The sequence below is a fragment of the Thermoanaerobacterium xylanolyticum LX-11 genome, assembly GCF_000189775.2.
GTDB classification, from domain to species: Bacteria; Bacillota; Thermoanaerobacteria; order Thermoanaerobacterales; family Thermoanaerobacteraceae; genus Thermoanaerobacterium; species Thermoanaerobacterium thermosulfurigenes.
This window is the reverse complement of sequence record NC_015555.1, coordinates 1,879,180-1,905,245: the sequence shown is the minus strand read 5'-3', so window position 1 is coordinate 1,905,245 and position 26,066 is coordinate 1,879,180. Positions and strand designations below refer to the sequence as shown.

Sequence of the window (26,066 nt, the reverse complement as noted above, 5' to 3'; positions counted from 1 at the left end):
TAATATGAGCTTAGTGCCTATAGTTGTAGAGCAAACAAATAGAGGAGAGCGCTCTTACGACATATACTCAAGGCTTTTAAAAGACAGGATAGTCTTCTTAGGAGAAGAGATAAACGACGTATCAGCAAGCCTCGTCGTTGCTCAGCTTTTGTTTCTAGAGGGAGAAGATCCTGATAAGGATATTTGGCTTTATATAAATAGCCCTGGTGGTTCTATAACATCTGCATTCGCTATATACGATACGATGCAGTATATAAAACCTGATGTTGTTACGATGTGTGTCGGTATGGCAGCATCGGCAGGTGCCTTCTTACTTGCTGCAGGCGCAAAAGGCAAGAGATTTTCGCTGCCAAACAGCGAGATAATGATACATCAGCCATTAGGAGGCACGCAGGGTCAAGCTACAGACATAAAGATTCACGCTGAGAGAATTATAAAAATGAAACAAAAACTAAATAAGATATTGTCTGAGAGGACTGGACAACCATTAGAAAAAATTGAAAGAGATACAGAAAGGGACTTTTTCATGGATCCAGAAGAAGCAAAAGCTTATGGGCTCATTGATGAGATATTAGTTAAGAGAAAATAGGCCCCGGAAGAGGTGAAAAAATGGCTAAATATGATAATCAAAAACAGTTGAAGTGCTCTTTTTGCGGGAAGTCACAGGATCAGGTAAAAAGATTAGTTGCCGGTCCAGGCGTATATATCTGTGACGAATGTATAGAGCTTTGCCAAGAAATCATCGATGAAGAATTTGAAGAAAATATCGATGTAGAGATAGGTGAACTTCCGAAGCCAAAGGAGATAAAAGAGTTTCTTGACCAGTATGTAATAGGTCAAGACAAAGCGAAAAAAGCGTTGGCAGTAGCGGTTTACAACCATTACAAGAGGATCAATAGCAGAGTAAAATCTGACGATGTTGAGCTTCAAAAAAGCAATATTCTCATGTTAGGCCCTACTGGTTCTGGCAAGACGCTTCTTGCACAGACATTAGCAAGGATGCTTAATGTGCCGTTTGCAATAGCAGATGCTACATCACTTACGGAAGCGGGTTATGTAGGTGAAGATGTGGAGAACATCCTTCTTAAGCTTATTCAGGCGGCAGATTACGACATAGAAAAGGCAGAAAAAGGCATTGTGTACATTGATGAGGTTGATAAGATAGCCAGAAAATCAGAGAATCCGTCGATTACGAGGGATGTCTCTGGTGAAGGTGTACAGCAAGCACTTTTAAAAATTTTGGAAGGTACTGTGGCAAATGTTCCGCCTCAAGGTGGACGGAAACACCCTCATCAAGAATTCATACAGATTGATACTACGAATATCTTGTTCATTGTTGGCGGTGCATTTGATGGCATTGAAAAGATAATAGAATCCAGGATAGGCAAAAAGTCATTAGGATTTGGATCAGAGATTCAAAGCAAACAGGAGAAGAAAATAGGTGAAATCTTAAAGAATATAATGCCTGAAGATCTCTTGAAATTTGGACTTATTCCAGAGTTTATCGGAAGGCTTCCGATTGTTGTGACACTTGATTCTCTTGATAAAGATGCTTTGATACGAATACTGACAGAGCCTAAAAATGCGTTGACAAAGCAGTATGAAAAGCTGTTTGAATTGGATGGGGTGAAACTTGAATTTGACAAAAAAGCCCTAAGCGTTATTGCTCAAAAGGCAATAGACAGGAAGACTGGTGCGAGAGGATTAAGGTCAATACTTGAAGAGCTTATGCTTGATGTGATGTATGAGATACCATCCAGCGATAATATTGAGAAGTGCATCATAACGGAAGAAACAGTATTGAACAATGCTCCACCTACGATTGTTTATTCAGAGTCCCAAAAGACAAAAAAGAGAGTCAAGAAATCTGAGTCTGTATCGTAGTTAGTAAGTATATAAAAACCTCCTTCTATCACATAATATCAGATGTAGAAGGAGGTTTTTTATGACACAAAATATTGAAATGACATATGAAGAGAGGCAAAAATTCATTCAAATGCATCTTGATGAACCTCTTAAAGAAAAGTGCAGAGTGCAAAAAGTTGATGATATTTTGGGACAAGATGAAGCTGTACTAAAAATATTAAATAATTTGCGGAGCCAAAATCCTAAAAGCATGATATTAACTGGTCCAGGTGGTACGTGGAAAAGAGATATTTTAAGAACGTGCTTTAAAGAGGTTAAAAGTAGTGAAGAAAGCTTCTTTAAAAGCGGAGAGTTCGTTGAATACTACCCTGATAAAAAGTACAATGATGATTTTATTCGCGATTCATTGTTTGGATATGTATTTGAAATAGATTTTGGCTCCCGTAAGATAAAAAAAATAAAAATAGGGCTTGTCACAAGGGCGAATAATGGGATTCTCTACATTGATAATTTAGAAAACTTGACATCAAACAATATTTTAAAGCTTTTAGATGTGATGAAATCGAAAAAAGTGTACTATGAAGACAGATTGATTTTAAATGTTTCAGATCATGTGAAACGCTTTTTAAAAGAAGGATTTCCGGCAGATTTTCGTCTTGCTGTTAATGTAGATGATTCTGCACTTTTACCAGATGAATTGCTAGATTTATGCGAAATCATTCAATTTAAGGAATACGATAAAAGAGTATTGGCAGATATAATCAAAAATTCTGCCAACAAGGGAATGTTTTATGTTGATGATGAAGTGTGTATAAAAATTGCTGATGCTGCAAAAAATGGAGAAGATGCTATAGGTATGCTTCAACATCTGGCTATTAAAGCGCTAAAGCATGGGAGAGATGAGATAACTGCAGATGATTTGAAAAGTGTGATCTTTTAACTTTTGAGATTAGAATGTTTTAATGTATAATATATTTATCATAAGGCAAATAGGCAAAAGAGGTGACTTTATGGACAAGAAATACATATTACCGATGGTTCCACTAAGAGGCATAACAGTGTTCCCGTACATGGTCATGCACTTTGATGTAGGAAGGGGAAAATCCGTTAAAGCTATTGAAGAAGCAATGCTTAGAAACCAACTCGTCTTTTTGGTTACGCAAAAACAAGCTGATATAGACGAACCTTCAATAGATGATATATATAGAGTAGGCACAATAACGAAAGTAAAACAGATGCTTAGACTTCCAGGAGAAGTCGTAAGAGTTTTAGTTGAGGGCATCTCCAGAGCAGAGTTAAAAAATCTTATTAGCGATGAAAGTTTTTATGAAGTGGAAGTTTTAGAGAAGATAGATTCAGAGGTGGAGAAAGACAGCGAATTAGAAGCATTGATGAGAAGTGTAACATCAGCTTTTGAAGAATATATAAGCATTTCATCAAAAATACCTTTGGATAGCATTTATAATGTTGTAACGATTGAAGAACCTGGGCGGTTAGCTGACGTAATAGCAGAACATTTAAGCTTAAATCAAGACAAGAATCAAGAGCTTTTAGAGTGCTTTGATCCGAGAGAAAGGTTGGAAAAATTATTAGGATTTATCTTAAAAGAGCTTGATATACTGGAAATTGAGAAAAAGATAAACATGCGGGTTCACAAGCAGATAGACAAAAGTCAAAGAGAATACTATTTAAGAGAACAATTAAAGGCAATAAGGGCAGAACTTGGTGAAGCTGACGAGATTGATCAAGAAATAGACGAGTATGAAGAAAAAATCGAATCAAAGGATTTGCCTGATTATGTAAAGGAAAAAGCGAGAGAAGAATTAAGAAGGTTAAGCAGGATGGGGCCAGGCTATCAAGAGGCTTCTGTCATAAGGACGTACATCGATTGGCTTTTGGACCTTCCGTGGAATGAAGAAACGAAAGATGTGCTTGATATAAAAAGAGCTGAGAAAATATTAAATGAAGATCACTATGGATTAAAAAAAGTCAAAGAGAGAATATTAGAGTTTTTGGCCGTGAGAAGTTTCCACGAGAAGATGAAAAGCCCTATTTTGTGCCTTGTAGGGCCTCCAGGAGTAGGTAAGACTTCTTTAGGAAAGTCAATTGCAAGAGCCATGAACAGAAAATTTGTGCGGCTGTCATTGGGTGGAGTAAGAGATGAAGCCGAGATAAGAGGTCACAGAAGGACGTATGTCGGCGCCATACCAGGCGGCATAATTAATTCATTGAAGATTGCAGGTTCAAAGAATCCGGTGTTTCTTCTTGATGAGATCGATAAAATGAGCTCTGATTTTAGAGGTGACCCGGCATCGGCCATGCTGGAAGTCTTGGATCCAGAGCAAAATTCTACGTACAGAGATCATTACATAGATTTGCCATTCGATCTGTCGAAAGTGTTATTTGTAACAACAGCAAATACACTTGATACGATACCGGCTCCGCTTTTAGATAGAATGGAAGTCATATACATTTCTGGATATACTGAAGAAGAAAAGTTGAACATAGCTAAAGAGTATTTGATTCCAAAAATTTTAAAAGAGCACGGTGCTAATGAAGACATCATAAAGATACAAGATTCGGCAATCGTAGGTATAATATCTGAGTACACCAGAGAAGCTGGTGTAAGGTCGCTTGAGCAAAACATTGCAAAAGTCGTGCGAAAATCCATAAAAGCTATAGTAGAAAATAAAGAAAAGTCTATAAAAGTAGGCAAGAAAAACCTGCAAAAGTACCTTGGAAAGCCAATATACAGGGTAGATAAGGCCAATCTAAAAGATAAAGTAGGCATGGTGACAGGACTTGCGTGGACGAGAGTTGGCGGTGACACACTTACAGTTGAAGCGACCACGATGCCTGGAAGCGGGAAACTTACACTAACAGGTCAGTTGGGAGATGTGATGAAAGAATCAGCACAAGCAGGTTTTAGCTACATAAGATCGAATGCAGATGCTTTGGGGATAGATAGCGATTTTTACAAAAATTTAGACATTCACATACATGTGCCTGAAGGTGCGATACCGAAAGATGGTCCATCAGCAGGTATAACAATGGTAACTGCTATGGTATCTGCAATAAAGAAAGTTCCTGTAAAAGGCGATATTGCCATGACAGGTGAGATAACTCTTACTGGTAAGGTTTTGCCGATAGGTGGCTTAAAGGAAAAAGTGTTGGCGGCGCATAGAGCAGGCATTTTTAAAGTAATTGCACCTGAAGGCAACAAAAGGGATTTAGATGAGATACCACAAAGCGTCAAGAAGAAAATGGAATTTAAATTTGTATCAAACATAGACGAAGTTTTAAAATTGTCGTTAGTAGGTGATGAACAAATATGAAGGTAAAGTCTATCGAACTTAAGGTTTCAGCATACAACAAGACGCAGTATCCAAATGATGGACTTAAGCAAATTGCAGTAATAGGCAGGTCCAATGTAGGAAAGTCATCTTTTATAAATGCAATAGTAAATAGAAACAATTTTGCAAGGGTAAGTCAAAAACCTGGAAAGACACAAGGTATTAATTTCTACATTGTTAACAATACTTTCTACTTAGTTGATCTTCCTGGCTATGGCTATGCAGAAGTATCAAAAGAGCTTAAGAAGCAGTGGTCTATAAACATTGAAACGTACTTAAATACATCAGCATACTTGGTAGGTGCTATAATGTTGGTTGATATAAGGCATAAACCTACAGATGACGATGTCTTAATGGTTAACTACTTAAAAAATAGAAATATAAATTTTCAAGTAGTTGCTACAAAGTCAGACAAGTTGAAAAGATATGAGATGCAGATGTCTTTGAAAGTCATATCTGATACGCTTTCGGTTGATAAGGAGAAGATCATACCATTTTCTTCACTAAAAAAGGCAGGTGTAGATGATGTCTACACCTACTTAGATTCAATTGTTGAAGCCAATGGTACGACAATTGAGTAAAATTTTTTAATAAAATTATTGATTTTAATAACAATAAATATTAAAGTATATAAAATGATTGACGATATAATGGATGAGGCGAAAAAGCCGGAATTTTTGTTTTGATTAAGCATATATAAGTAAATAAGCGAATAATGATAAAGAGAAAAAATTCATGCTAAATTATTGCATGAAAATAGGATTTGAAATTTACATCATGAAGTATTATAATTGTATTTATCAATGAGCGAAAGGGGTGATATAAGTGGAAATAGGACAATCGGTAGTGTTTACAATTCCCATACTTGGAGGCATTCCTGTCACAACTACAGTCGTAGTTACATGGATAATAATGGCCATATTGACGATAGCTTCTCTCATAGTCACCAGAGGTTGGAATCAAGTTCCTACTGGAGTGCAGAATTTTGTTGAGACTATCATAGATGGCTTAAACTCTTTCACAAAAGATGCATTAGGAGAGTACTGGGCATCATTTGCGCCGTACTTAGGGACTGTTGCCTTGTATCTGATACTTGCAAACACTATCGATTTATTTGGTTTGACACCTCCTACAAAAGACTTAAGCGCAACCTCAGCTTTGGCAATCATGTCTATCATAGTCGTCATAATCGCTTCGATTAAGGCTAAAGGCTTGAAAGGCTATGCAAAATCATTTTTTGAACCGATGCCATTCTTTTTCCCAATGAAAATTCTTGATATGTTTACAAGACCACTGTCACTTGCAGCCAGGTTATTTGGCAACATCATAGCAGCCTTTATTATCATGGGCTTAATAAGCAAAGTAGTACCAATAGTCGTACCAGCCATATTCAGCATATACTTTGACTTATTCGATGGTGCACTGCAGATGGTGGTGTTTGTATTTTTGACGATGCTTTATATTGAAGAAGCAGTTGAATAGTAATATAATTTAATTTAAAGCGATTTAGCTGATGATTTAAAATTTTAACAAAAAATGTAATTAAAATTAATTAAAAGGAGAGATGAAAATGAATTTATTGGCTATAGGAGCAGGAATAGCTGCAATTTCAGGTATTGGAGCAGGAATAGGTATAGGTATTGCTACAGGAAAGGCGGTTGAAGCTGTATCAAGGCAGCCAGAATCCAGAGGCAGTGTAATGCAGTTTTTACTCCTTGGAGGTGCTTTGTCTGAAGCAACAGCCATTTACGGTCTTTTAGTTGCCTTTTTGATAATATTCTTCATGAAACCATAATGATACGAAAGAAGGTAATAAATTGAGCCTTATAAATCCGTATACTTTTATTTTCACCATCATAAATCTTGTCGTCTTGTATTTGATATTGAGAAAGTTTTTGTTTAAACCAGTTACACAATTCATGGAAGAAAGGTCACAGAGGATAAAGAATTCTCTGGATGAAGCAGATAGAAAGGTTCATGAAGCTAACGAATTAAAAGCACAATACGAAGAAATATTGAAAAAAGCAGATGATGAAGGGAAGGCTATCATCGACAGAGCAGAAAAGTATGCAAAAGAAAAGGCAGAAAAGATTATAGAAGAGGCTAACATAGAAGCAAAAGCCATAATAGAAAGGGCAAAAGAAGAAGCTGAAACTGAGAAGATAAAAGCTATGCACGATCTTAGGGTTAGCTTGTCGCACCTTATAATAGAAGCTGCATCAAAGGCTATTGGCAATATCAACATCGATGACGATAAGATCATCAACGAGGTGGTTAAGGAGGCAGGTGCATCTTGGAACAAGTAATAGCAAAAAAATATGCACGTGCTCTTTTTAACGCAGCAATAGAAAATGACAGCATAGAAAAATACTACAGTGAGCTTAAAAGCATATCTGAAATGTTAAAAAACAGACAAATATACAAAATTATTACAACAAGAGGTATCTATATCAAGCAAAAGATGCGCTTGATAGATGATATTTTGAATGGTTATGATAAAGAAGTCATAAATTTTATAAAATTGATCATATCAAAACACAGGGAACACATCTTTCAGGAGATTTTTAATGAATATGAGAAATTGTATTTAGATTACAAAGGCATCATAAATGCCACATTAATCTCTGCACACCCATTGGACTCAAAGACACTTGACGCTATTAAGAGCAGATTGGAGTCGAATTTCAAAAAAACAGTCAATTTGAATCCTACAGTTGATGAGTCTATACTGGGTGGATTGAAGATTTTAATAGGAAATAAAGTTATTGATGGCTCTATAAAAGGAAAACTTGAAACTATGCTTAAAAATCTAGTAAGTGCAAGCTGAAAAGACTTTAAAAATAGAAGGTGAATATATGGATATAAAACCTGAAGAAATCACATCAATTCTGGAAGACAAAATAAAGAATTTTGATTTTGCTATTAAAACAGAGGACGTAGGGCGTGTTATAACAGCCGGAGATGGCATAGCGAAGATATACGGTCTTGATGAAGCCATATACGGCGAAATGGTAGAGTTTGAGAGTGGCGTATACGGCATGGTGATGAATCTTGAAGAAGATAGCGTAGGTGTAATTGTCTTAGGGGATCCTGAATCTATCAAAGAAGGTACAATAGTAAAAAGAACAGGAAAAGTTGTGGAAGTACCTGTTGGATATGGCCTTTTAGGCAGAGTCGTAAATCCATTAGGTCAGCCTTTGGATGGGAAAGGCCCTGTAAAAAGTGATGGCACAAGGCCTGTGGAGTATCCAGCACCACCTATAATAAAGAGAAAGTCTGTCGATACACCGTTGCAGACAGGTATCTTGGCAATTGACGCTATGATTCCGATAGGCAGAGGTCAGAGGGAACTCATAATAGGAGATAGGCAGACAGGAAAGACTGCTATAGCGGTAGATACTATAATAAATCAAAAAGATAAAGGTGTCTACTGTATATACGTTGCAATTGGACAAAAAGCTTCGACTATTGCTGGACTTGTAAATACATTAGAAAAGTTTGGGGCTATGTCATATACGACAGTAGTAGCATCTACTGCCAGTGATTCAGCAGCGCTTCAATATTTGGCACCATATGCAGGCTGTGCGATGGCAGAACACTTTATGTACGACAAAAAAGACGTCCTCATAGTCTATGACGACCTATCAAAACATGCTGTGGCATATAGGACGATTTCGCTTCTTTTGAGAAGGCCACCAGGAAGAGAGGCATATCCTGGAGATGTATTTTACCTCCATTCAAGGCTTTTGGAACGTTCGGCTAAGCTATCCGACGACATGGGTGGCGGCTCGATTACGGCATTGCCGATAATAGAAACACTTGCAGGCGATATTTCAGCTTACATTCCTACAAACGTCATATCAATAACAGATGGTCAGATTTATCTTGAGTCAGAGCTTTTCTATTCAGGTATAAGGCCTGCCATAAATGTGGGTCTTTCGGTATCACGTGTCGGTGGTGCTGCTCAGAAAAAAGCCATGAAAAAAGTATCTGGAAGAATGAGATTGGAACTGTCGCAGTACAGGGAGTTAGAGGTCTTTGCACAGTTTGGATCTGATCTGGACAAATCTACCCTTGATTTGTTAAGACAAGGTGAGAGAATTGTTGAGATAACAAAGCAGTCAAGGTATCAGCCTATTTCAATGGAAGATCAGGTTATAATGATATACACAGTAATGAATAAGTACCTTATGGATGTGGAGCTTCAAGATGTTAAGAAGTTCATAAAAGATTTGTTGGAGTTTATTGACATAAATCATCCTGATATAAAGAAAACTATACGGGAGACAGGAAAATTAGAAGATGATACGATTGAAAAGTTGAAGGCGGCTATTGAGGAGTACAAGAGCAAATACGCATCGAAAGGTGATGCATAATGGGAAAGCGAGACATTCAACTCAGGATAAAAAGCGTAAAAGAGACCCGCAAAATCACAAAAGCTATGAATCTCATATCAGCCGCAAAGTTTAGAAAAGCAAAAACTATGCTGGACAACGTGAGACCTTACTATGAAAAGATACAATCAACTATGGAAGATATACTTATTCATAGCGGTGAAGCAACTTCACATTATTTTGAAAGACAGCATGAAGCAAAAGGCACAAGGAAAAAGGCAGTAATTGTCATAACTGGTGACAAAGGATTGTGCGGTGGATACAACCACAATGTCATAAAAAAAGCAGAAGAAGTCATAGATGGTGATACGCAGAATCTGATGGTCATTGGCGAAGTTGGCCGCAGCTATTTTCTTGAGAAAGGTTACAATGTGGATGTGGAATTTTTATACACAGCTCAAAATCCTACCACATCAGCAGCAGGTGAGATATCTGATTTATTAGTTGATATATACGACAGAGGAATAATAGACGATATTTACGTTGTTTACACTGAGATGGCTGGTCTAAGGCAGATTGTAAAAACAGTAAAAATCTTGCCTTTAGATATAAAGAATTTCAACAGCGATAAAGATGTCAAAATTCTAAGCGATATGATATACGATCCATCGCCGACAAAGGTTTTTAACCTTTTGGTTCCTGAGTACATCAAAGGTCTGGTGTATAGCTTTTTGGTAAATGCTTTTGCATCAGAACACTTTTCGCGGATGGTTGCGATGGATGGAGCTACATCAAATGCTGACAAGATGATTGCGAAGTACACATTAGAGTACAATAGATTGAGGCAGGCTTCTATAACGCAAGAGCTTTCTGAGATAATCGGAGGTTCATCCGTTTAGGCTTTAAAAATTTTTAAATTGAATGGAGGCTAATATGAATAAGGGTTATATAACACAGGTAATAGGACCGGTTGTTGATATACGTTTCGACGAAGAATTGCCGCCAATCAACAATGCCATAAGAATCCCATTTAAAGGTGATGAGATAATTGTAGAAGTATCTCAGCATACAGGCGACAACACTGTAAGGTGTGTTGCGATGTCGTCTACAGATGGACTAAAGAGAGGGATGGAATGTTTTGATACAGGCGGGCCAATTTCTGTACCGGTGGGCGAAGGTACGCTTGGCAGGATGTTTAATGTGTTAGGCAAGACGATGGACGAACTTGGCGAAGTAAAAGCAGACAAGTACATGCCTATACACAGAGATGCCCCCAGTTTCGAAGAGCAAAGCCCAGTCACAGAAATCTTAGAGACTGGCATAAAAGTCATAGATCTTCTTACACCATATGCAAAAGGCGGTAAGATAGGTTTATTTGGAGGAGCTGGCGTTGGCAAGACAGTTTTAATTGAAGAGCTTATAAGAAATATAGCGACAGAGCATGGTGGATATTCCATTTTTACAGGTGTTGGTGAAAGAACTCGTGAAGGTAACGATTTGTGGCACGAAATGAAAGAATCTGGCGTCATAGACAAGACAGCATTTGTCTTTGGACAGATGAATGAGCCGCCAGGAGCCAGAATGAGAGTTGCTCTTACAGGACTTACTATGGCTGAATATTTTAGGGATGAAAAGCATCAGGATGTGCTTTTGTTCATCGACAATATTTTCAGGTTTGTTCAAGCAGGTTCAGAAGTATCTGCACTTCTTGGAAGAATGCCGTCTGCCGTCGGTTATCAGCCTACACTTGCGACAGAGTTGGGAGCACTCCAAGAAAGGATAACTTCCACAAGAAGCGGATCAATAACATCTGTACAGGCTGTTTATGTGCCTGCAGACGATTTGACAGACCCTGCACCTGCAACTACATTTACACATCTTGATGCAACTACGGTTTTGTCAAGAAGCATCGTTGAGATGGGTATATATCCAGCAGTAGATCCGCTGGATTCCACGTCAAGAATATTGGAACCAAATATAGTTGGTGAGGAACATTACACTGTTGCAAGACGCGTTCAGGAAATACTTCAGAAGTACAAAGAGCTTCAAGATATAATAGCAATACTTGGCATGGATGAATTGTCAGATGAAGACAAGCTTACAGTGTACAGAGCAAGGAAGATACAGAGATTTTTATCACAGCCTTTCTTCGTTGCCGAAACATTCACGGGAATACCAGGCAAATATGTGCCATTGAAGGAGACAATAGAAGGATTTAAGAAGATTGTCAACGGTGAAATGGACGACATACCTGAAGCAGCATTTTTCATGGTAGGAAACATCGACGAAGTGTACAAAAAGGCCGAAGAAATGAAGTGAGGTGCATAACATGGACAATAAGTATCACCTCGAAGTATTGACTCCATATCGCAAATTCTACGATGGCGATGTGGAGGAAATCATTGTTACTACAAGTGCTGGTGAAGTAGGAGTCCAAAAAGGTCATATTCCGATGACTGTCGCATTAGGAATTGGCACACTTAAGATAAAAAACGACAACGAATGGAAAGAAGCCAGCATTTCAAATGGCTTTATGGAAGTAAAGCAGGACAATGTCGTAATACTGGCTAATGCTGCAGAATGGCCTGAAGAGATAGACATAAAAAGGGCTGAAGCAGCTAAAGAGAGAGCTGAAGAAAGGCTAAGGCAAAAGAAAAGCCAAAAAGAATATTTTCTCGCTAAGGCAGCATTGAGGCGTGCCCTCGTTAGAATGACGATTGCAAAAAAATACAAAAATATATAAAATTTACCTCCACCATTGTGTATAAAAATATCCTATTTAGACCAAAATCTAAATAGGAGAAAATAGTGGAGGTGTTTTTATATGAAAAAATTAATAGCTTCTGTATTTGCATTCATAATTTTGACAGGAATATTTAATGTTTATGCCACCGAAAATTCAACTGTTATTTCAAAAGAAGAAGCCATATCTATAGTGAAAGAAAAATTAGGAGACATAAAATACGACAGTGAGAATATTCAATACAGAGAATTTACAAATAAAGACTCTGTATGGATCTTAAGCTACACAAAAAATGACGTTTTTGAGAATACCACTGTCACTGTAGACGCTACGACAGGTGAAATAATAAGGTACAATTTTATAAGCGATTTTAAAGGCAACAAGAATATAAAGCGAAACGATGCGAAAAAGATAGCAGAAGAATTTTTAGATAAAGTGCGACCTAAGAATTTAGGCAAGTACAAGTACGATGCAAATTACAAAAATGATAGCTACAATGAATACGGCTTTAAATGGAGAAGAGAAGAAAATGGCATTGTGTTTCTGTACGATACAATAAATGTTTCTGTAGATAAAAAAACAGGTTTAGTCACTCATTACACATATGATTGGACAGATGGGGACTTGCCTACACTGAAAAACGTGATCGATATAAATGAGGCTACAAAGCTTTTTAAAGAATATCTAAAACCTAGATTGGTCTATACGGTAATTTACAGTAGAAATAAAGGCGATGTAAAACTTGTATATGTTTTACCATCGCCTCAATACATGATAAATGCGTATACAGGCGATATAATAGATATAAATGGAAACGCAGTAAAGCTAAGTGCTCCAAGCAATGCAGATATTAAAATGGATGTGGAGCCTGTATTAAGCAAAGTATCTGTAGACAAAGATGAAGCATTTAAGGTAGCAGCAAAATATGCAGGAAGCGATTATGAATTAAAAGATACAGCTTACATGGAAAAATACGGTGGGCTTAATTTAAAAGTATGGACATTCTCATGGAATAAACTAAATGGAATAGGATATTTGCACGTTGCTGTAAATGCAGATACCGGAAATGTAGTTGATATTTTAAAAAGCACTAAAAGCGGTTTCAATTTATCAATTTCCCGGGAAACAGCTCTCAATAAAGCGGAATCATTTGTAAGAGAAAATTTTAAAGAGCTATTACCGTACATTGATTTTGGATTTAACAATGCAAATCAGAAAAATGAAAGTATCTATGGGTACCACTTTGTCTTCCCACTAAAACATTACAACATACCTTTCATAAACAATGGCATAACAGTAGATGTTGATGGAGATGGAAACATATCTGCATATACTTACAAAAACTACGATATACTTTATCCAAAGCCTGTCAACATTATGAAACAAGATGAAGTTACAATTAAATACTTAAAAGCATGCAATTTTTCACTGAAATACTACAAAACTGCAAATGGCATAATACCGGTTTATACAGTGGACGACCCTGTTGAATCAAGCTTAATAGATGCAAAGTCAGGTGAAGTAATAAAACCATATTAAAAAGGGCTTTTTAAGCCCTTAAATTATCTTTAGACGGCATTTCAGATAGAATCATGCTTGTTATCATGAGAAATCCTCCTATGATGGATCGCAATGTCATGATTTCTCCAGATACTAAATAAGCAGTTATGGCTGAAAAAACTGGTTCTAAAGAGAATATGATGGCAGCATGCGTGGCTGATGTATTTGCCTGCATCGTATTTTGAACTGCCAATGCAAACGCCGTTGCAAATATACCTGTCAATATTAGGGCAAACCAAACGGTTTTATCAGTTGGTATTGTAGGTTTCTCATATACAAATGAAAGAATTCCGCTTAATAGTGTTACGACGAATATCTGAATTATTGCAAATGATATTGTATCAACTGATGGCGCGTATTTTGCTATCAAGACTACCTGAAACGCAAAAGATACGGCACAAAGGAGGGTTAGAAAGTCTCCAAAGTTAATTTTCAAGTCAATATTAGCTGTCATGAGAAATAACCCGCCAAGTGCTAATAATACGCTTAACCATGATGTCTTTGACAATTTAGCTTTTAAGAAAAATGCTTCCAATATAGGCACAAGCACCACATTAAATCCAGTAATAAAGCCAGACTTTGAAGCAGTCGTGTATTTTAAGCCAAGTGTCTGAAATGCATAGCCCAAAAAAAGCATTATGCCTACAATGATAGAGACTGCAAATGTATTTTTATCAATATGAAGCAGCCTCTTGCCAAACATAATGACAAGAATGATAAGTGCTATGGAAAATCTTAAAAATAAAAAATTATAAACTGGCAATATGCTTGTAGCGTTTTTTACTACGACAAATGTAGACCCCCAGATGACAGTTACTAAAAGTAGCATTATATCGCTTTTTAATTTTTTAGACAATATTTAAGCCTCCCTTAAATCATGGTCTGAAACGTTGTGCAATTGGCATTCGCCTTCCTACGCCAAATGCTTTTGTGGTGACTTTGAGACCTGGTGCTGCTTGCTTTCTCTTGTATTCGGCGCTATTTACCTTTCTTATCACATCTTTTACCAATGCTTCATCATAGCCTCTTGATACGATCTCACTTATCGATTTATCTTCTTCTATGTACAGCTTTAATATATCATCCAGTATCTCGTACGGTGGCAGAGAATCTGTGTCTTTTTGATTTGGCCTAAGTTCGGCTGATGGAGCCTTTTCTATAGTGGATATTGGAATGATGATATTTTCTCTATTTATATATTTTGCAAGCTCATATACCATTGTCTTTGGAACATCAGATATTACAGCAAGTCCACCGCTCATGTCACCATACAGTGTGCAGTATCCTACAGCTATTTCTGATTTGTTTCCGGTTGTCAGGACCATGTGACCTTCTCTATTTGATATGAACATGAGATAATTGCCTCTTATTCTGGCTTGCAGATTTTCTTCTGCAAGGTCACCTACAATATTGCCATCTTTATTAAAAATAGATATATAGCTTTTAAAGACATCTTCAATAGGTATTACCCTATACTCAATATTGAGATTTTGTGCCAGGTCTCTTGCATCGTCTTTGCTACCTTCTGAGGAATAACGAGACGGCATAGATACACCAAGTACATTCTCACGCCCTAATGCTTTTACTGCAAGGGCGCATGTGACAGCAGAGTCAATCCCGCCGCTTAAGCCTACCACTGCCTTTTTAAAGCCGGTCTTTCTAAAATAATCTCTAAGCCCTAAAATCAGCGCATCGTGAACCCACGATATGTTTTCATTTATGTCTTTAAGAGGCGCAAGATATTCAAGCTCATCAGTATCGATAAAAGCGAGATCTTCGCAAAAAGCCTTAAGATTTACCACTCTTTCGCCATTTGAATTTATTACGAAGCTGTTTCCATCAAAAATCAGCTCGTCATTGCCGCCTACTTGATTTACGTATATAAGAGGCAGCTTGTATTTTTTTGATATTTGCTTTACCATTTTGACTTTTAATTCATGCTTTCCAAGATTGTATGGTGATGCAGAAATATTTATAAAAATGTCTGGATTTAGGCTGTACTGCTCTTCTAATACGTCAATATCGTACCTTGGCCTCTCCCAGAAATCCTTGTCGTTCCAAATGTCTTCACATATATTAATTGCAAGCCGCACTCCTTTAAAATCTATGCAAGCGCGCTTTTTAGCTGGTTCAAAATACCTTTGCTCGTCAAATACATCGTAATTTGGCAAAAGGGTTTTATCTGCTTGTCCTACAATTTTGCCGTTGTAAAGGAGAAGTGCTGAGTTGTGAAGCAAGTAGTCTTTTTCTTCATCTCTTGTAACGGTTCCTACAATGACACCGATGCCTTCTGTCTCAGGTAAGAGAATATCATTAAGCATTCTATCTGCAGTTTCTAAAAAATCAGGGTTGTATAGCAGGTCCTTTGGAGGATATCCGATTATAGACAATTCGGGAAAGACTATGAGATCCATCTGGGCTTTTTTAGCCTCTTTTATATTCATGATTATCTTTTCGCAATTGTTTTTTATATCTCCAACGGTTGGATTCAATTGTGCCAATGCTATCTTCATATAGTATCACCTCGAATTATTTTCATAAAGATATTTTAGCACATAATAAAAAAAAATACACCAGCATAAGCGGTGCATGATATAAATTACTGCCACTTTATGATTTTCTTTTCGATGTAGACTAATAGTACGTACATAAGTGCGGCCAGGATAGACAGTATAAGAACGCTTGTCATTACTATGTCTAACTTAAATACTTGCCCTCCATAGACGATAAGGTATCCTAATCCCGCTTTTGATACCAAAAATTCTCCTGTTATGACACCGACCCAAGACAAACCCATGTTGATTTTTATGGCAGACATGATAGTGGGGATACTGGCAGGCAATATGCATTTTGTAAGTATTTGAAATTTGGTGGCACCAAACGTCTTTAGAAGTTTTATCTTATCTTCGTCCACTTGTTTGAACCCTGTCTCAAGGCTTATAATAGTCACAATCAGCGATATGGCCAGACCCATCGTTATAATAGGTGCTTCGCCATTGCCCATCCAGACTATAAATATCGGTCCTAATGCGATTTTAGGTAGGCTATTCAAGACGATCAGGTATGGTTCTGCAACTTTTGAGGCAAAGTTAGACCACCAAAGCAATACGGCTATCACTATGCCAGAAAATGTTCCAAGAGCAAATCCGACAAGCGTCTCGCTTAATGTGACCCATATATGCGTAAAAAGTGAGCCGTCTTCGCTTAAGTTTATGATGGTTTTTATCATGCGAGAAGGTTGGCTAAATAAAAACGGATCTATAAGCTTTAGCCTTCCTGCTATTTCCCATAAGGCAAAAAAAGCAATGAGTATGGATAGTTGAGTGATTTTGATGGCTAGATTTTTTCTTTTCACTTTTTTTAAAAATTCTATATGCTCTTTTGAGATGTTTTGCGATACTTCATACATGAACATCGAGCTCCTTCCAGATTTCGTTGAAGTATTCTTTAAATTCAGGTGCTTTTCTACATCCTATAGGTGACCGGTTGTCACACGTAAGATGTATCTCATATATGTTTTTTACGACCGCAGGTCTATTAGACAAGACGACGATTCTGTCGCACATTGCGATGGCTTCAGAGATGTCGTGTGTGACTATGACTGCTGTCTTTTTGACATTTTTTAAAATAGTCCACACTTCATCAGATATTGCAAGCCTAGTTTGATAGTCAAGGGCTGAGAAAGCCTCATCGAGAAGCATGATGTCTGGTTTTAAGGCCAATGTCCTGATTAGTGCTGCTCTCTGCCTCATTCCGCCAGATATTTGGTTAGGGTAATGGTATTTAAAATCGGATAATCCATATCTTTCCAAAAGGTCTTCTACGTTTTTTATAGAGTTTTCATTGACGGCACCTTGTATCTCAAGACCTAAAAGGACGTTTTGCATGATGTTTCTCCATTCAAAAAGATGATCTTTTTGAAGCATGTATCCGACCTTACCGTTTACAACGACACTTCCTTTTGACGGCTTTAAAAGGCCGGCTATTATGGATAAAAGTGTGGATTTGCCGCATCCGGAAGGTCCTATGACACCTACGAATTCACCTTCACACACATTAAATGATACGTCTTTTATAGCTTCTGTTTCGCCTTTTATCGTATGATAGTTTAAAGATATGTTTGAAAGCTCAACCATTACTTTCCTCACCAGATGCACCTCCTGTCATATTTAAGCATACTTACAGGGGACAATCTTTCGGTTGTCCCCACAATACTATTTCTTTATGGTTGCGACAGCCTTATCGGCGAAAGTGTTGTCGATTAAAGCATTTGGATCTACTTTGCTATCAATCTCACCAGCGTTTAATAAGACATTCTGAAGAGCATCAAAATCTGATGGCTTCATCTGTGGTGTAGTGCCCCATGCATCTATGCTTTTATACCTGTCGATTACCTTTGCTATTATATTAATATCAGTATCTGGGAAAAAAGACTTTATGTCTTCAGCTACTTGTTTTGATGAATGAGATTGCACGTATAGCATGCCTTTGTAAACTGCATTCGTGAAGTGTTGGATGATGTCAGGATGCTCTTTTATATAGCTTTTTCTTGCGTTAAATGTTGTATAAGGCACATCGTGTCCAGCGGCACCTACAGATGCCACGATGTATCCGCCTTTTTCACTTTCCACTTGTGATGCAGTTGGCTCAAAAAGTGCTACGTAGTCTGCATCTGATCTCATAAAAGCACCTGCTGTCGCTGTAAATTGAAGATTCGTTACGAGATTTACATCTTTTTTAGGGTCTATACCATGCTCTTTCAGTATATATTCGAGAGTCATTTCCGGCATTCCACCAGGTCTTCCGCCTATTATCTTTTTGCCCTTTAGATTTTCCCACTTGAAATTAGGCTCTGGTTTTTTCCCAACTAAGAAAGAACCGTCTTTTTTTGTAAGCTGTGCAAAATTTACGAGGTAATCTTGTTTTCCTTCCTTGTACACATAGACAGTTGTTTCTGGACCTTGAAGCCCAATGTCAGCTTGACCTGATACAACTGCTGTTGCAGCTTTGTCGGAGCCTTGTGCGGTTGTTATCTCTAATTGCAGTCCTTCTTCTTTGAAAAAGCCTTTATTGACTGCTACATAATATGGTGCGTAAAAAATCGAATGTACGGTTTCAATAAAGTTTATCTTTGTAAGCTTTTGCTCTTTTGCTTTGCAACCGGTAAATAAGAAAGATGTAAGTACAAATATGAGTATAAGAGTGAAAATAAGTAATTTTCTGCTTCTCATGTGAATACCTCCTATTTAATTTGATTTCAGTTTATTATATTCTATCAATTGGAAATGGTGATTGGATAAAGATGAAGTTTTTTTCACACTGCATTTTGTTAAATGATTTCAAAAGAAGGAAATTAAGTTTTTTTGTCGAATAAGATTACTTGTGCATTTTTATAAAATATATAAAGGAGAATCGATATGGCACAAAAAGCAGCAAAAAAGAACAAGGTCACCATTAATGTTTCTAAAAGAAGCACAAATTACATAAACGCGATAAATGTTGTATTTTACATATCGTTGCTTCTTCTGGTGGCTTTACCGCCGTATTTTCGCGGTATGTACTTTGACAATGAGTTTTTACCTACTATATGCATTACTTCAGTTGTGGTCGTAATATGGTCATTGATGAAGATTATAAAAAAAGAGCCGATAATTTCTGAAAGACTGGATTATGCCGCAATATCAATAATAGGAGCATATCTCATCTCTACGTTTTTTGCTGTAAATATAAGATCTGCAATAGGGGAAGTATTAAAGTACGTTGATTATGTGTTTGTATATTTTTTGGTCAGCAGACTTGCCAATGACAAGAAAAAAATATGGATACTTTTGAATGTACTCGTTTTAAGCTCATTTGGAGTAGCTTTCGTAGGTCTTTTGTCTGCAGCGGGATATGTTAATTACAATGGTTCATGGGTTGGAGGAAGGATTAATTCCACATTTCAATACGCCAATACTGCTGCATCGTTTTTGATGGCGTTTTTGCTTGTAAATTTTGCACTCATATCGTACACAAAAAACAGGTATTTAAAAGCACTTTATGGAGTAGAAGCTTTTATGCAGCTTTATGCTTATGTTTTTACATTATCCAGAGGCGCTTGGGTGATGTTTCCGTTTCTGTTCTTGTTCCTTATAATAATGATGCCAAAAGGGAAAAGGGTAGAGCCATTCGTTTACCTGATAGGTGTAATCATAGCGTCAGCGTTGCCAATACTTAAATTTAACTCTGTCGTAAATGGACCAAAGCCTCACAATTTGGTTATGTGGATACTTGTAGGATGCATCTTAGCATTATTATTCACGTACATTGTAAGTTTTTTGGTTGAAGTTGTAAACAAGATAAGCTTAAAAATAGGCATATCCATAATCGTCATTGTGGGTGTGCTATCAACTGTAGCGGGTTATATGGTATTGACAACGGAAGTGCCACTTACACTAAGTCATAGCCAAAACGAAGCGGATAGCGGTAAAAGCGTCATAAGATTTGTCGACGTCGATGCGGATAGAATATATGTGTTGAAGTACGATGTCATATCAAAGAATGATGATAATAAAGATTGGGCGTACGATATTACCATAGAAAGCAGAAATGACCTTGATCAGCCTACAAAGATAAAAGATGTGTACGATAAAGAGGCTTTCAGTGGTGAAAAGACGATAGAATTTTCTACTTTGAAAGATACGAAAAGATTAGCCATTACTTTTACAAACTACTTTAAAGGTACTTCTGTCACATTTGACAAGGCGTACATTTATCCTAAGAATGATCCAAGTGCTGTACAAAATATAATGCTTAAATATAAATACCTTCCTGAAAATGTGGCGTCAAGGATACAAGACATAAGCTTGACAAGCCACAGCAGTTCTGAGCGAATGCAGTTTTACAAAGATGGATTTAAGATTTTTAAAGACTATCCGCTTTTTGGTGCAGGTGGAGGTGCTTGGGCGTCACTTTACTTCAAATATCAGTCATACCTGTATTGGACGACGCAGACACATAACTATTTCATGCAGGTCTTGCTTGATACTGGTTTAGTCGGAGCTGCAGCGATGATATTCTTCTTGGTGATGTTGATACTGTCTGTTATAAAGCTTTATAAGGCTGAGATAGATATAGATGAAAGTATACTATTGGCAGCAGCTACGGTAGGCATATTGAGCATATATGCCCATGCCGCTATGGATTTTGACCTTTCGCTGTCTGCTGTGACAATAGCCCTATATTCCCTTATCGGTATAATAAACAGCATAAGCATAGGTAAGGCACATAAAAATATAGCTGCCGCGAAAGGGAAAAAATCATACACTGGATACTACAGTTTCGGTGTTTTGATAGTCGGTATAGTTGTCGTATTTATGTCTTTCTCACTTTCGACTGCATTGAGATATGCAGAGAAAGGAGACCAATTTGCAAAGACTAACAATATACCTCAGGCAATGCAGTATTACAAAAGTGCTGTTTCTTATGATCCATGGAATGCAAAGTACAGGATGTCTTATGGCCAGACATTGGCAAGTATAGCTGACCAGACAAAAGATGCGGCAACTTATCAAGAGGCAATGACCCAAGAACAAAAAGCGGTTGATTTAGAGCCGTTTAACTCTCAGCTTTTAGCACAGCTTGGAGCATTCTATCTATCACATGGGCAGATAGATAATGGGCTTAAGTATGTTAAAAAAGCCGTCGATGTACAGCCTTTAAGACCAGAAAATTATCAGCAATTGGCAGATGCCTATAACAAAGTCGGGATGTTTTACCTGCAAAACAATGATAAAGCAAAAGCGAAAGAATATCTTGAAAAGGCTGTAGATGTTGAAAACTTGTTTAATAAGGCTAATTCAAAGTCAGAAGAGCCAAAACCTATGACGGATGTTACAAAGCAAATAATACAAAATTCAAAAGAAGTATTGAAGGGGATACAGTGATGTATCCTTTTTTGTATCCATATTGTACTGATTGACATGTTTGCATTAAATAGATACAATTGATTTAAATTAATAAAATTGTTATATATTGAATAGGGGGAATAAGTACAATGAATGAAAGATATGAGTTAAATAAAAACCTGGCTCAGATGCTAAAAGGTGGAGTCATAATGGATGTTACAACGCCTGAACAGGCTGTAATTGCAGAAAAAGCTGGTGCAGTTGCGGTAATGGCACTTGAAAGGGTACCTGCTGATATAAGGGCACATGGCGGCGTAGCAAGGATGTCAGATCCAAAGATAATAAAAGCGATAAAAGAAGCTGTTTCAATACCTGTCATGGCAAAAGTCAGGATAGGACATTTTGTGGAAGCACAGGTTTTGGAAGCTTTGAAGATAGATTACATCGATGAGAGTGAAGTGCTGACACCTGCAGATGAATCATATCACATAAACAAGTGGCAGTTTAAAGTACCATTTGTTTGCGGTGCAAGAAACTTAGGCGAAGCATTAAGGAGAATTGGCGAAGGTGCTTCAATGATAAGAACTAAAGGTGAAGCAGGCACAGGAAATGTAGTTGAGGCAGTAAGGCATATGAGGACTATCAATGCTGAAATCAAAAAGCTTACGACTCTAAGTGAAGAAGAGCTTATGGCAGCGGCAAAGGAATTGCAAGCACCTTATGAATTAGTAAAATATGTAGCAGAAAACGGGAGACTGCCAGTTGTGAATTTTGCAGCAGGGGGGATTGCAACGCCTGCAGACGCTGCGCTGATGATGCAGCTTGGAGCAGATGGAGTCTTTGTAGGTTCAGGCATATTTAAATCAGAGAACCCTCAAAAGCGTGCTGAAGCAATTGTAAAAGCTACCACATATTACGACAAACCAGAGATAATAGCAGAAGTATCAGAAGGATTAGGCGAAGCAATGAATAGCATCGACATAAGGGATCTTTCAGAAAAAGACCTATATGCAACTAGGGGTTGGTAAAATGCGAGTTGGTGTTCTTGCTATACAAGGTTCTGTAAAAGAACATGTAGATAAACTAAAAAGATTAAATGGTATAATACCCGTAGAGGCAAAAGATAAAGAAACTTTGAAAAACATAGATGCACTTATATTACCTGGCGGGGAAAGCACTGCCATAGGAAAAATGCTTAATGACTTTGACTTAAAAGATACCATAGTAGATCTTTACAGGTCGGGTGTGCCAATATGGGGAACGTGTGCAGGTATGATATTGATGGCTAAACACATAGTAAATGATGATAAAGTTTATCTTGGCATTATGGACATAAAAGTGCGCAGAAATGCGTATGGAAGTCAGCTTGATAGCTTTACTGCAAAACTTAGTATGCCTGACGTATCAAAAGATAAAATAGATGCAGTGTTTATAAGAGCGCCTTATATTGAAGATGTAGGAGAAAATGTAAAGGTGCTATCTAGATACAATGGGAAAATAGTGGCTGCAAGGGAAGGAAACCTTTTTGCTACATCATTTCATCCAGAGCTGACGAATGACTTAAGCTTTTACAAGTATTTTTTAAGGCTGCATTAAATACAGCCTTACTTTATATTTTGCATACTTTAAAATTTCATTAAAAATTTTGATAGTAAAAGAAGGATTTTCAAATTTTATGTCGAATAAATAGAAAGTAGTAATAATATCCAGTAACATTTATGCTGATGTTTCGGCACTCATAAATATTACTGGTGATCATAGAAGCTTTATAAGCGGAGGCGGTGAATTTATTCACTGGTGTCCGTATGGCGAAGCTATACCTATTTTGAGGGAAATGTGATATAATTTAAGGAGAAAGAAAATAAAATGAATGATTGGCACAGCGATTTTGTAACAGCCATAAAAGAAGAGCTAAAAGATGAAAAAGTTGAAATAAAACAAGAAGAATATCTATCAAAAGAGCCTTTAAGAATAGATGTCATAATAATAAAAAAAGAAAAAGATGTAAAAATTAATAAGAGAGTAGGACAGATATTTAAAAGATACAATATAATAGAATACAAATCTCCTGATGATTATGTATCAATAGATGATTATTTCAAGGGATTAGGCTATGTATATCTATATAAATCAATAATGAATGCTTACGATAAATCACGAAAAGAAGTTGATGACATAAAGATAGATGAATTAACACTGACATTTGTATGTAACAATCTTCCCAAAAAGCTCATATCATTTTTAACAGAACATAAAATTAAATTAGACAATTCAGATAGTGGTGTTTATTATATAGATAATGAATGGATACCGGTACAGATAATAGTATTATCTGAGTTAGAAAACGTAGAAGAAAATTATCCATTGATGGTTTTGTCAAATAACATGCACTTTAGAAATGCTATAGAGAAAGTAATATCAAGTATAAATGAAGCAAAAGAATACGACAATAAAATAAGATTAATTGAGGCGGCATTTAGAATAGATCCGGGTATAGTTTCGGAGGTGATTAAGATGTATGCAGACAGATTAAGTGAAGAGCAGATGAAATATGTAATAAACAATTTAAAAGAAGCGAACTTCAAAATATATACTGAGGAAGAATTAAAAAAGAGTATGGAAAAAGGCATGGAAAAAGGTATTGAAAATCTCGTCATAAGATTATTGAAGAAGAAATTTGATGATGTACCTGAAAAGTATTTAAGGTTAATTGAAGATGTAGATGAGAAAACATTGCTTCAAATAGCAGATAATATATTTGAAATTAATAAGATAGAAGACTTAGAAAAATATATTGTAAATTAACATTATTGATAGTGTAATATAGAGGAGAAAAAGAGTGAAGGATAATAATTTAGATATATCTTATCAGAATAACGATATAATATTAAAATCAATGGCACAAGAATTTAAAGATAAATCGCTTAAGTTTTATGGAATAAATGTACCTAAAATAGTGACAGTTATACCTGCAAATTTACCATCAATTGAAGTTAAGGAAGATAGGCTGGATTTTATATTTCTTTTGGAAGATGACACATTGCTGCATATGGAATTTCAAACGACAAATAAAAAAGCTGATATAAAGAGATTTTTGCAGTATGATGCAAGACTGTATAATAAATATGAGAGAGCAATAAGAACTGTTGTAATATATTCTGGTAAGATAGAAGAAGCGATTGGTAGATTAGACATTGGATCAATAATATATAAAGTAGATCAAGTATTTTTAGTAAAATATGATGGTGATAAAATATATAAAGAATTAAACGAAAAAATTGAAAGTAAATTACAACTGACAGATATAGATAAATTGAACTTAATATTTTTACCACTTATGGGGAGCAAAAAAAGCAGTGATGAAATGGCAATAGATGCGGTAGAACTTGCGAAAAAAATAGAAGATGAAGATGAAAAGACGTATATGATTGGTGCATTAATAGGGATAAGTGATAAATTTTTGACTGAGGAATATAAAAATAAATTGAAAGGAGCGATAAGAATGACTAAGATAGCCGAAATGTTGATACAAGAGGGAAAGACTGAAGGCAAAATTGAAGGAAAGGTTGAATTAATAATTAAACTTTTAAATAAAAAATTTGACAAAATACCGGAATTGTATGTAAAAAGAATGTATGAGTTAAATATAGATAAGTTAGAAAAGATAGGCGAGAATATTTTTGATATAAAAAAGATAGAAGACCTAGATAAATACTTTAATGAAAATTAGAAAAAGGTAATCAACCTTTTATTTTTTTGTGCATGGATATTTATGACGAAACAATAAGCTTAGAGACGGCATTTAGAATAGATCCGGGTATAGTTTCGGGGGGTGATTAAGATGTATGCAGACAGATTAAGTGAAGAGCAGATGAAATATGTAATAAACAATTTAAAAGAAGCAAACTTCAAAATATATACTGAGGAAGAATTAAAAAAGAGTATGGAAAAAAGCATGGAAAAAGGTATTGAAAAGGGTATTGAAAAAGGCATGGAAAATCTCGTCATAAGATTATTGAAGAAGAAGTTTGATGATGTACCTGAAAAGTATTTAAGGTTAATTGAAGATGCAGATGAGAAAACATTGCTTCAAATAGCAGACAATATATTTGAAATTAATAAGATAGAGGACTTAGAAAAATACTTTAATAATAATTAGATCGATAAAGGTAATTAAGCCTTTTATTTTTTATAAAAAATATTAAAGGGAATTATACGAAATCATAATTTAGGATAATAATATTAGAGATATGCGGAATAAATTATTAATTAATGAATATAAATATTTTGCCTAAAATATTTATATTGTACTTTGATATTATTG

Annotated in this window: 25 protein-coding genes; 20 read left to right on the top strand and 5 right to left on the bottom strand. The window is 36.3% G+C overall.

The genetic code is table 11. The features are described from left to right. Window positions 1-4 precede the first annotated feature (4 nt). The 14 genes from clpP to THEXY_RS09250 all read left to right on the top strand — a co-directional run bounded on the left by clpP (window position 5) and on the right by THEXY_RS09250 (window position 13,835). Entirely contained in the window at window positions 5-589 is a 585-nt protein-coding gene (clpP, locus tag THEXY_RS09315; RefSeq protein ID WP_013788586.1) for an ATP-dependent Clp endopeptidase proteolytic subunit ClpP, read from the top strand. 20 nt (window positions 590-609) lie between these two features. Beyond that, window positions 610-1,884, top strand: a complete 1,275-nt coding sequence (clpX, locus tag THEXY_RS09310; RefSeq protein WP_013788585.1) for an ATP-dependent Clp protease ATP-binding subunit ClpX — start codon at window positions 610-612, stop codon at window positions 1,882-1,884. A gap of 61 nt (window positions 1,885-1,945) precedes the next feature. Beyond that, on the top strand, window positions 1,946-2,806 hold the full coding sequence (locus THEXY_RS09305) for a sigma 54-interacting transcriptional regulator (protein WP_013788584.1): 861 nt from the start codon (window positions 1,946-1,948) through the stop codon (window positions 2,804-2,806). Between the two features lie 70 nt (window positions 2,807-2,876). Next, the gene (gene lon / locus THEXY_RS09300; RefSeq protein ID WP_013788583.1) at window positions 2,877-5,201 is read left to right on the top strand and encodes an endopeptidase La; all 2,325 of its coding nucleotides are present in this window, start codon (window positions 2,877-2,879) and stop codon (window positions 5,199-5,201) included. Further along, window positions 5,198-5,800 carry a ribosome biogenesis GTP-binding protein YihA/YsxC gene (gene yihA, locus THEXY_RS09295; RefSeq protein WP_013788582.1) on the top strand — a complete coding sequence of 201 codons (603 nt, stop codon included), beginning with the start codon at window positions 5,198-5,200 and terminating at the stop codon, window positions 5,798-5,800. The genes lon and yihA overlap by 4 nt, the downstream gene beginning before the upstream one ends. A gap of 244 nt (window positions 5,801-6,044) precedes the next feature. After that, window positions 6,045-6,701 (top strand): F0F1 ATP synthase subunit A, encoded by a 657-nt coding sequence (locus THEXY_RS09290; protein WP_013788581.1) that lies wholly within the window; start codon window positions 6,045-6,047, stop codon window positions 6,699-6,701. An 88-nt stretch (window positions 6,702-6,789) separates the two neighbouring features. Continuing rightward, window positions 6,790-7,014 (top strand): ATP synthase F0 subunit C, encoded by a 225-nt coding sequence (gene atpE, locus THEXY_RS09285; RefSeq protein ID WP_013788580.1) that lies wholly within the window; start codon window positions 6,790-6,792, stop codon window positions 7,012-7,014. Between the two features lie 22 nt (window positions 7,015-7,036). Next, window positions 7,037-7,525: a F0F1 ATP synthase subunit B gene (gene atpF, locus THEXY_RS09280; RefSeq protein WP_013788579.1), complete on the top strand. Its 489-nt coding sequence runs from the start codon at window positions 7,037-7,039 to the stop codon at window positions 7,523-7,525. Beyond that, window positions 7,513-8,046 carry an ATP synthase F1 subunit delta gene (gene atpH, locus THEXY_RS09275; RefSeq protein WP_013788578.1) on the top strand — a complete coding sequence of 178 codons (534 nt, stop codon included), beginning with the start codon at window positions 7,513-7,515 and terminating at the stop codon, window positions 8,044-8,046. Before atpF ends, atpH begins: the two co-directional genes overlap by 13 nt. Before the next feature lie 28 nt (window positions 8,047-8,074). Beyond that, on the top strand, window positions 8,075-9,595 hold the full coding sequence (gene atpA, locus THEXY_RS09270) for a F0F1 ATP synthase subunit alpha (protein ID WP_013788577.1): 1,521 nt from the start codon (window positions 8,075-8,077) through the stop codon (window positions 9,593-9,595). Further along, window positions 9,595-10,452 carry an ATP synthase F1 subunit gamma gene (atpG, locus tag THEXY_RS09265; RefSeq protein ID WP_013788576.1) on the top strand — a complete coding sequence of 286 codons (858 nt, stop codon included), beginning with the start codon at window positions 9,595-9,597 and terminating at the stop codon, window positions 10,450-10,452. Before atpA ends, atpG begins: the two co-directional genes overlap by 1 nt. Window positions 10,453-10,486: 34 nt before the next feature. Next, window positions 10,487-11,872: a F0F1 ATP synthase subunit beta gene (gene atpD, locus THEXY_RS09260; protein WP_013788575.1), complete on the top strand. Its 1,386-nt coding sequence runs from the start codon at window positions 10,487-10,489 to the stop codon at window positions 11,870-11,872. Between the two features lie 10 nt (window positions 11,873-11,882). Then, window positions 11,883-12,296, top strand: coding sequence for a F0F1 ATP synthase subunit epsilon (locus tag THEXY_RS09255; protein WP_013788574.1), 414 nt, complete (start codon window positions 11,883-11,885; stop codon window positions 12,294-12,296). A gap of 81 nt (window positions 12,297-12,377) precedes the next feature. Next, window positions 12,378-13,835, top strand: coding sequence for a YcdB/YcdC domain-containing protein (locus THEXY_RS09250; protein WP_013788573.1), 1,458 nt, complete (start codon window positions 12,378-12,380; stop codon window positions 13,833-13,835). A gap of 10 nt (window positions 13,836-13,845) precedes the next feature. On the opposite strand, the gene THEXY_RS09245 is transcribed toward THEXY_RS09250, so the two are convergent. The 5 genes from THEXY_RS09245 to THEXY_RS09225 all read right to left on the bottom strand — a co-directional run bounded on the left by THEXY_RS09245 (window position 13,846) and on the right by THEXY_RS09225 (window position 19,087). Then, on the bottom strand, window positions 13,846-14,712 hold the full coding sequence (locus tag THEXY_RS09245) for a DMT family transporter (protein WP_013788572.1): 867 nt from the start codon (window positions 14,710-14,712) through the stop codon (window positions 13,846-13,848). A gap of 19 nt (window positions 14,713-14,731) precedes the next feature. Next, complete coding sequence (locus THEXY_RS09240; protein WP_013788571.1) at window positions 14,732-16,369, bottom strand: NAD+ synthase; 1,638 nt, start codon at window positions 16,367-16,369, stop codon at window positions 14,732-14,734. An 86-nt stretch (window positions 16,370-16,455) separates the two neighbouring features. Further along, complete coding sequence (locus THEXY_RS09235) at window positions 16,456-17,265, bottom strand: ABC transporter permease (protein WP_013788570.1); 810 nt, start codon at window positions 17,263-17,265, stop codon at window positions 16,456-16,458. Further along, window positions 17,258-18,004, bottom strand: a complete 747-nt coding sequence (locus THEXY_RS09230) for an ABC transporter ATP-binding protein (protein ID WP_041592116.1) — start codon at window positions 18,002-18,004, stop codon at window positions 17,258-17,260. Before THEXY_RS09230 ends, THEXY_RS09235 begins: the two co-directional genes overlap by 8 nt. A 66-nt stretch (window positions 18,005-18,070) precedes the next feature. After that, window positions 18,071-19,087, bottom strand: coding sequence for an ABC transporter substrate-binding protein (locus tag THEXY_RS09225; RefSeq protein ID WP_013788568.1), 1,017 nt, complete (start codon window positions 19,085-19,087; stop codon window positions 18,071-18,073). Between the two features lie 186 nt (window positions 19,088-19,273). Here THEXY_RS09225 and THEXY_RS09220 point away from each other — a divergent pair, with 186 nt between their 5' ends. The 6 genes from THEXY_RS09220 to THEXY_RS09195 all read left to right on the top strand — a co-directional run bounded on the left by THEXY_RS09220 (window position 19,274) and on the right by THEXY_RS09195 (window position 25,901). After that, window positions 19,274-21,781, top strand: a complete 2,508-nt coding sequence (locus THEXY_RS09220) for an O-antigen ligase family protein (RefSeq protein WP_013788567.1) — start codon at window positions 19,274-19,276, stop codon at window positions 21,779-21,781. 110 nt (window positions 21,782-21,891) lie between these two features. Further along, on the top strand, window positions 21,892-22,770 hold the full coding sequence (pdxS, locus tag THEXY_RS09215) for a pyridoxal 5'-phosphate synthase lyase subunit PdxS (RefSeq protein WP_013788566.1): 879 nt from the start codon (window positions 21,892-21,894) through the stop codon (window positions 22,768-22,770). A 1-nt stretch (window position 22,771) separates the two neighbouring features. Then, window positions 22,772-23,338, top strand: a complete 567-nt coding sequence (pdxT, locus tag THEXY_RS09210) for a pyridoxal 5'-phosphate synthase glutaminase subunit PdxT (protein ID WP_013788565.1) — start codon at window positions 22,772-22,774, stop codon at window positions 23,336-23,338. 270 nt (window positions 23,339-23,608) lie between these two features. Continuing rightward, a complete protein-coding gene (locus tag THEXY_RS09205; RefSeq protein ID WP_013788564.1) occupies window positions 23,609-24,547 on the top strand; it encodes a DUF4351 domain-containing protein in 939 nt (312 codons plus the stop codon). A gap of 34 nt (window positions 24,548-24,581) precedes the next feature. After that, entirely contained in the window at window positions 24,582-25,472 is an 891-nt protein-coding gene (locus THEXY_RS09200; protein WP_013788563.1) for a DUF4351 domain-containing protein, read from the top strand. Between the two features lie 111 nt (window positions 25,473-25,583). Next, complete coding sequence (locus THEXY_RS09195) at window positions 25,584-25,901, top strand: DUF4351 domain-containing protein (protein WP_013788562.1); 318 nt, start codon at window positions 25,584-25,586, stop codon at window positions 25,899-25,901. Window positions 25,902-26,066 lie beyond the last annotated feature (165 nt).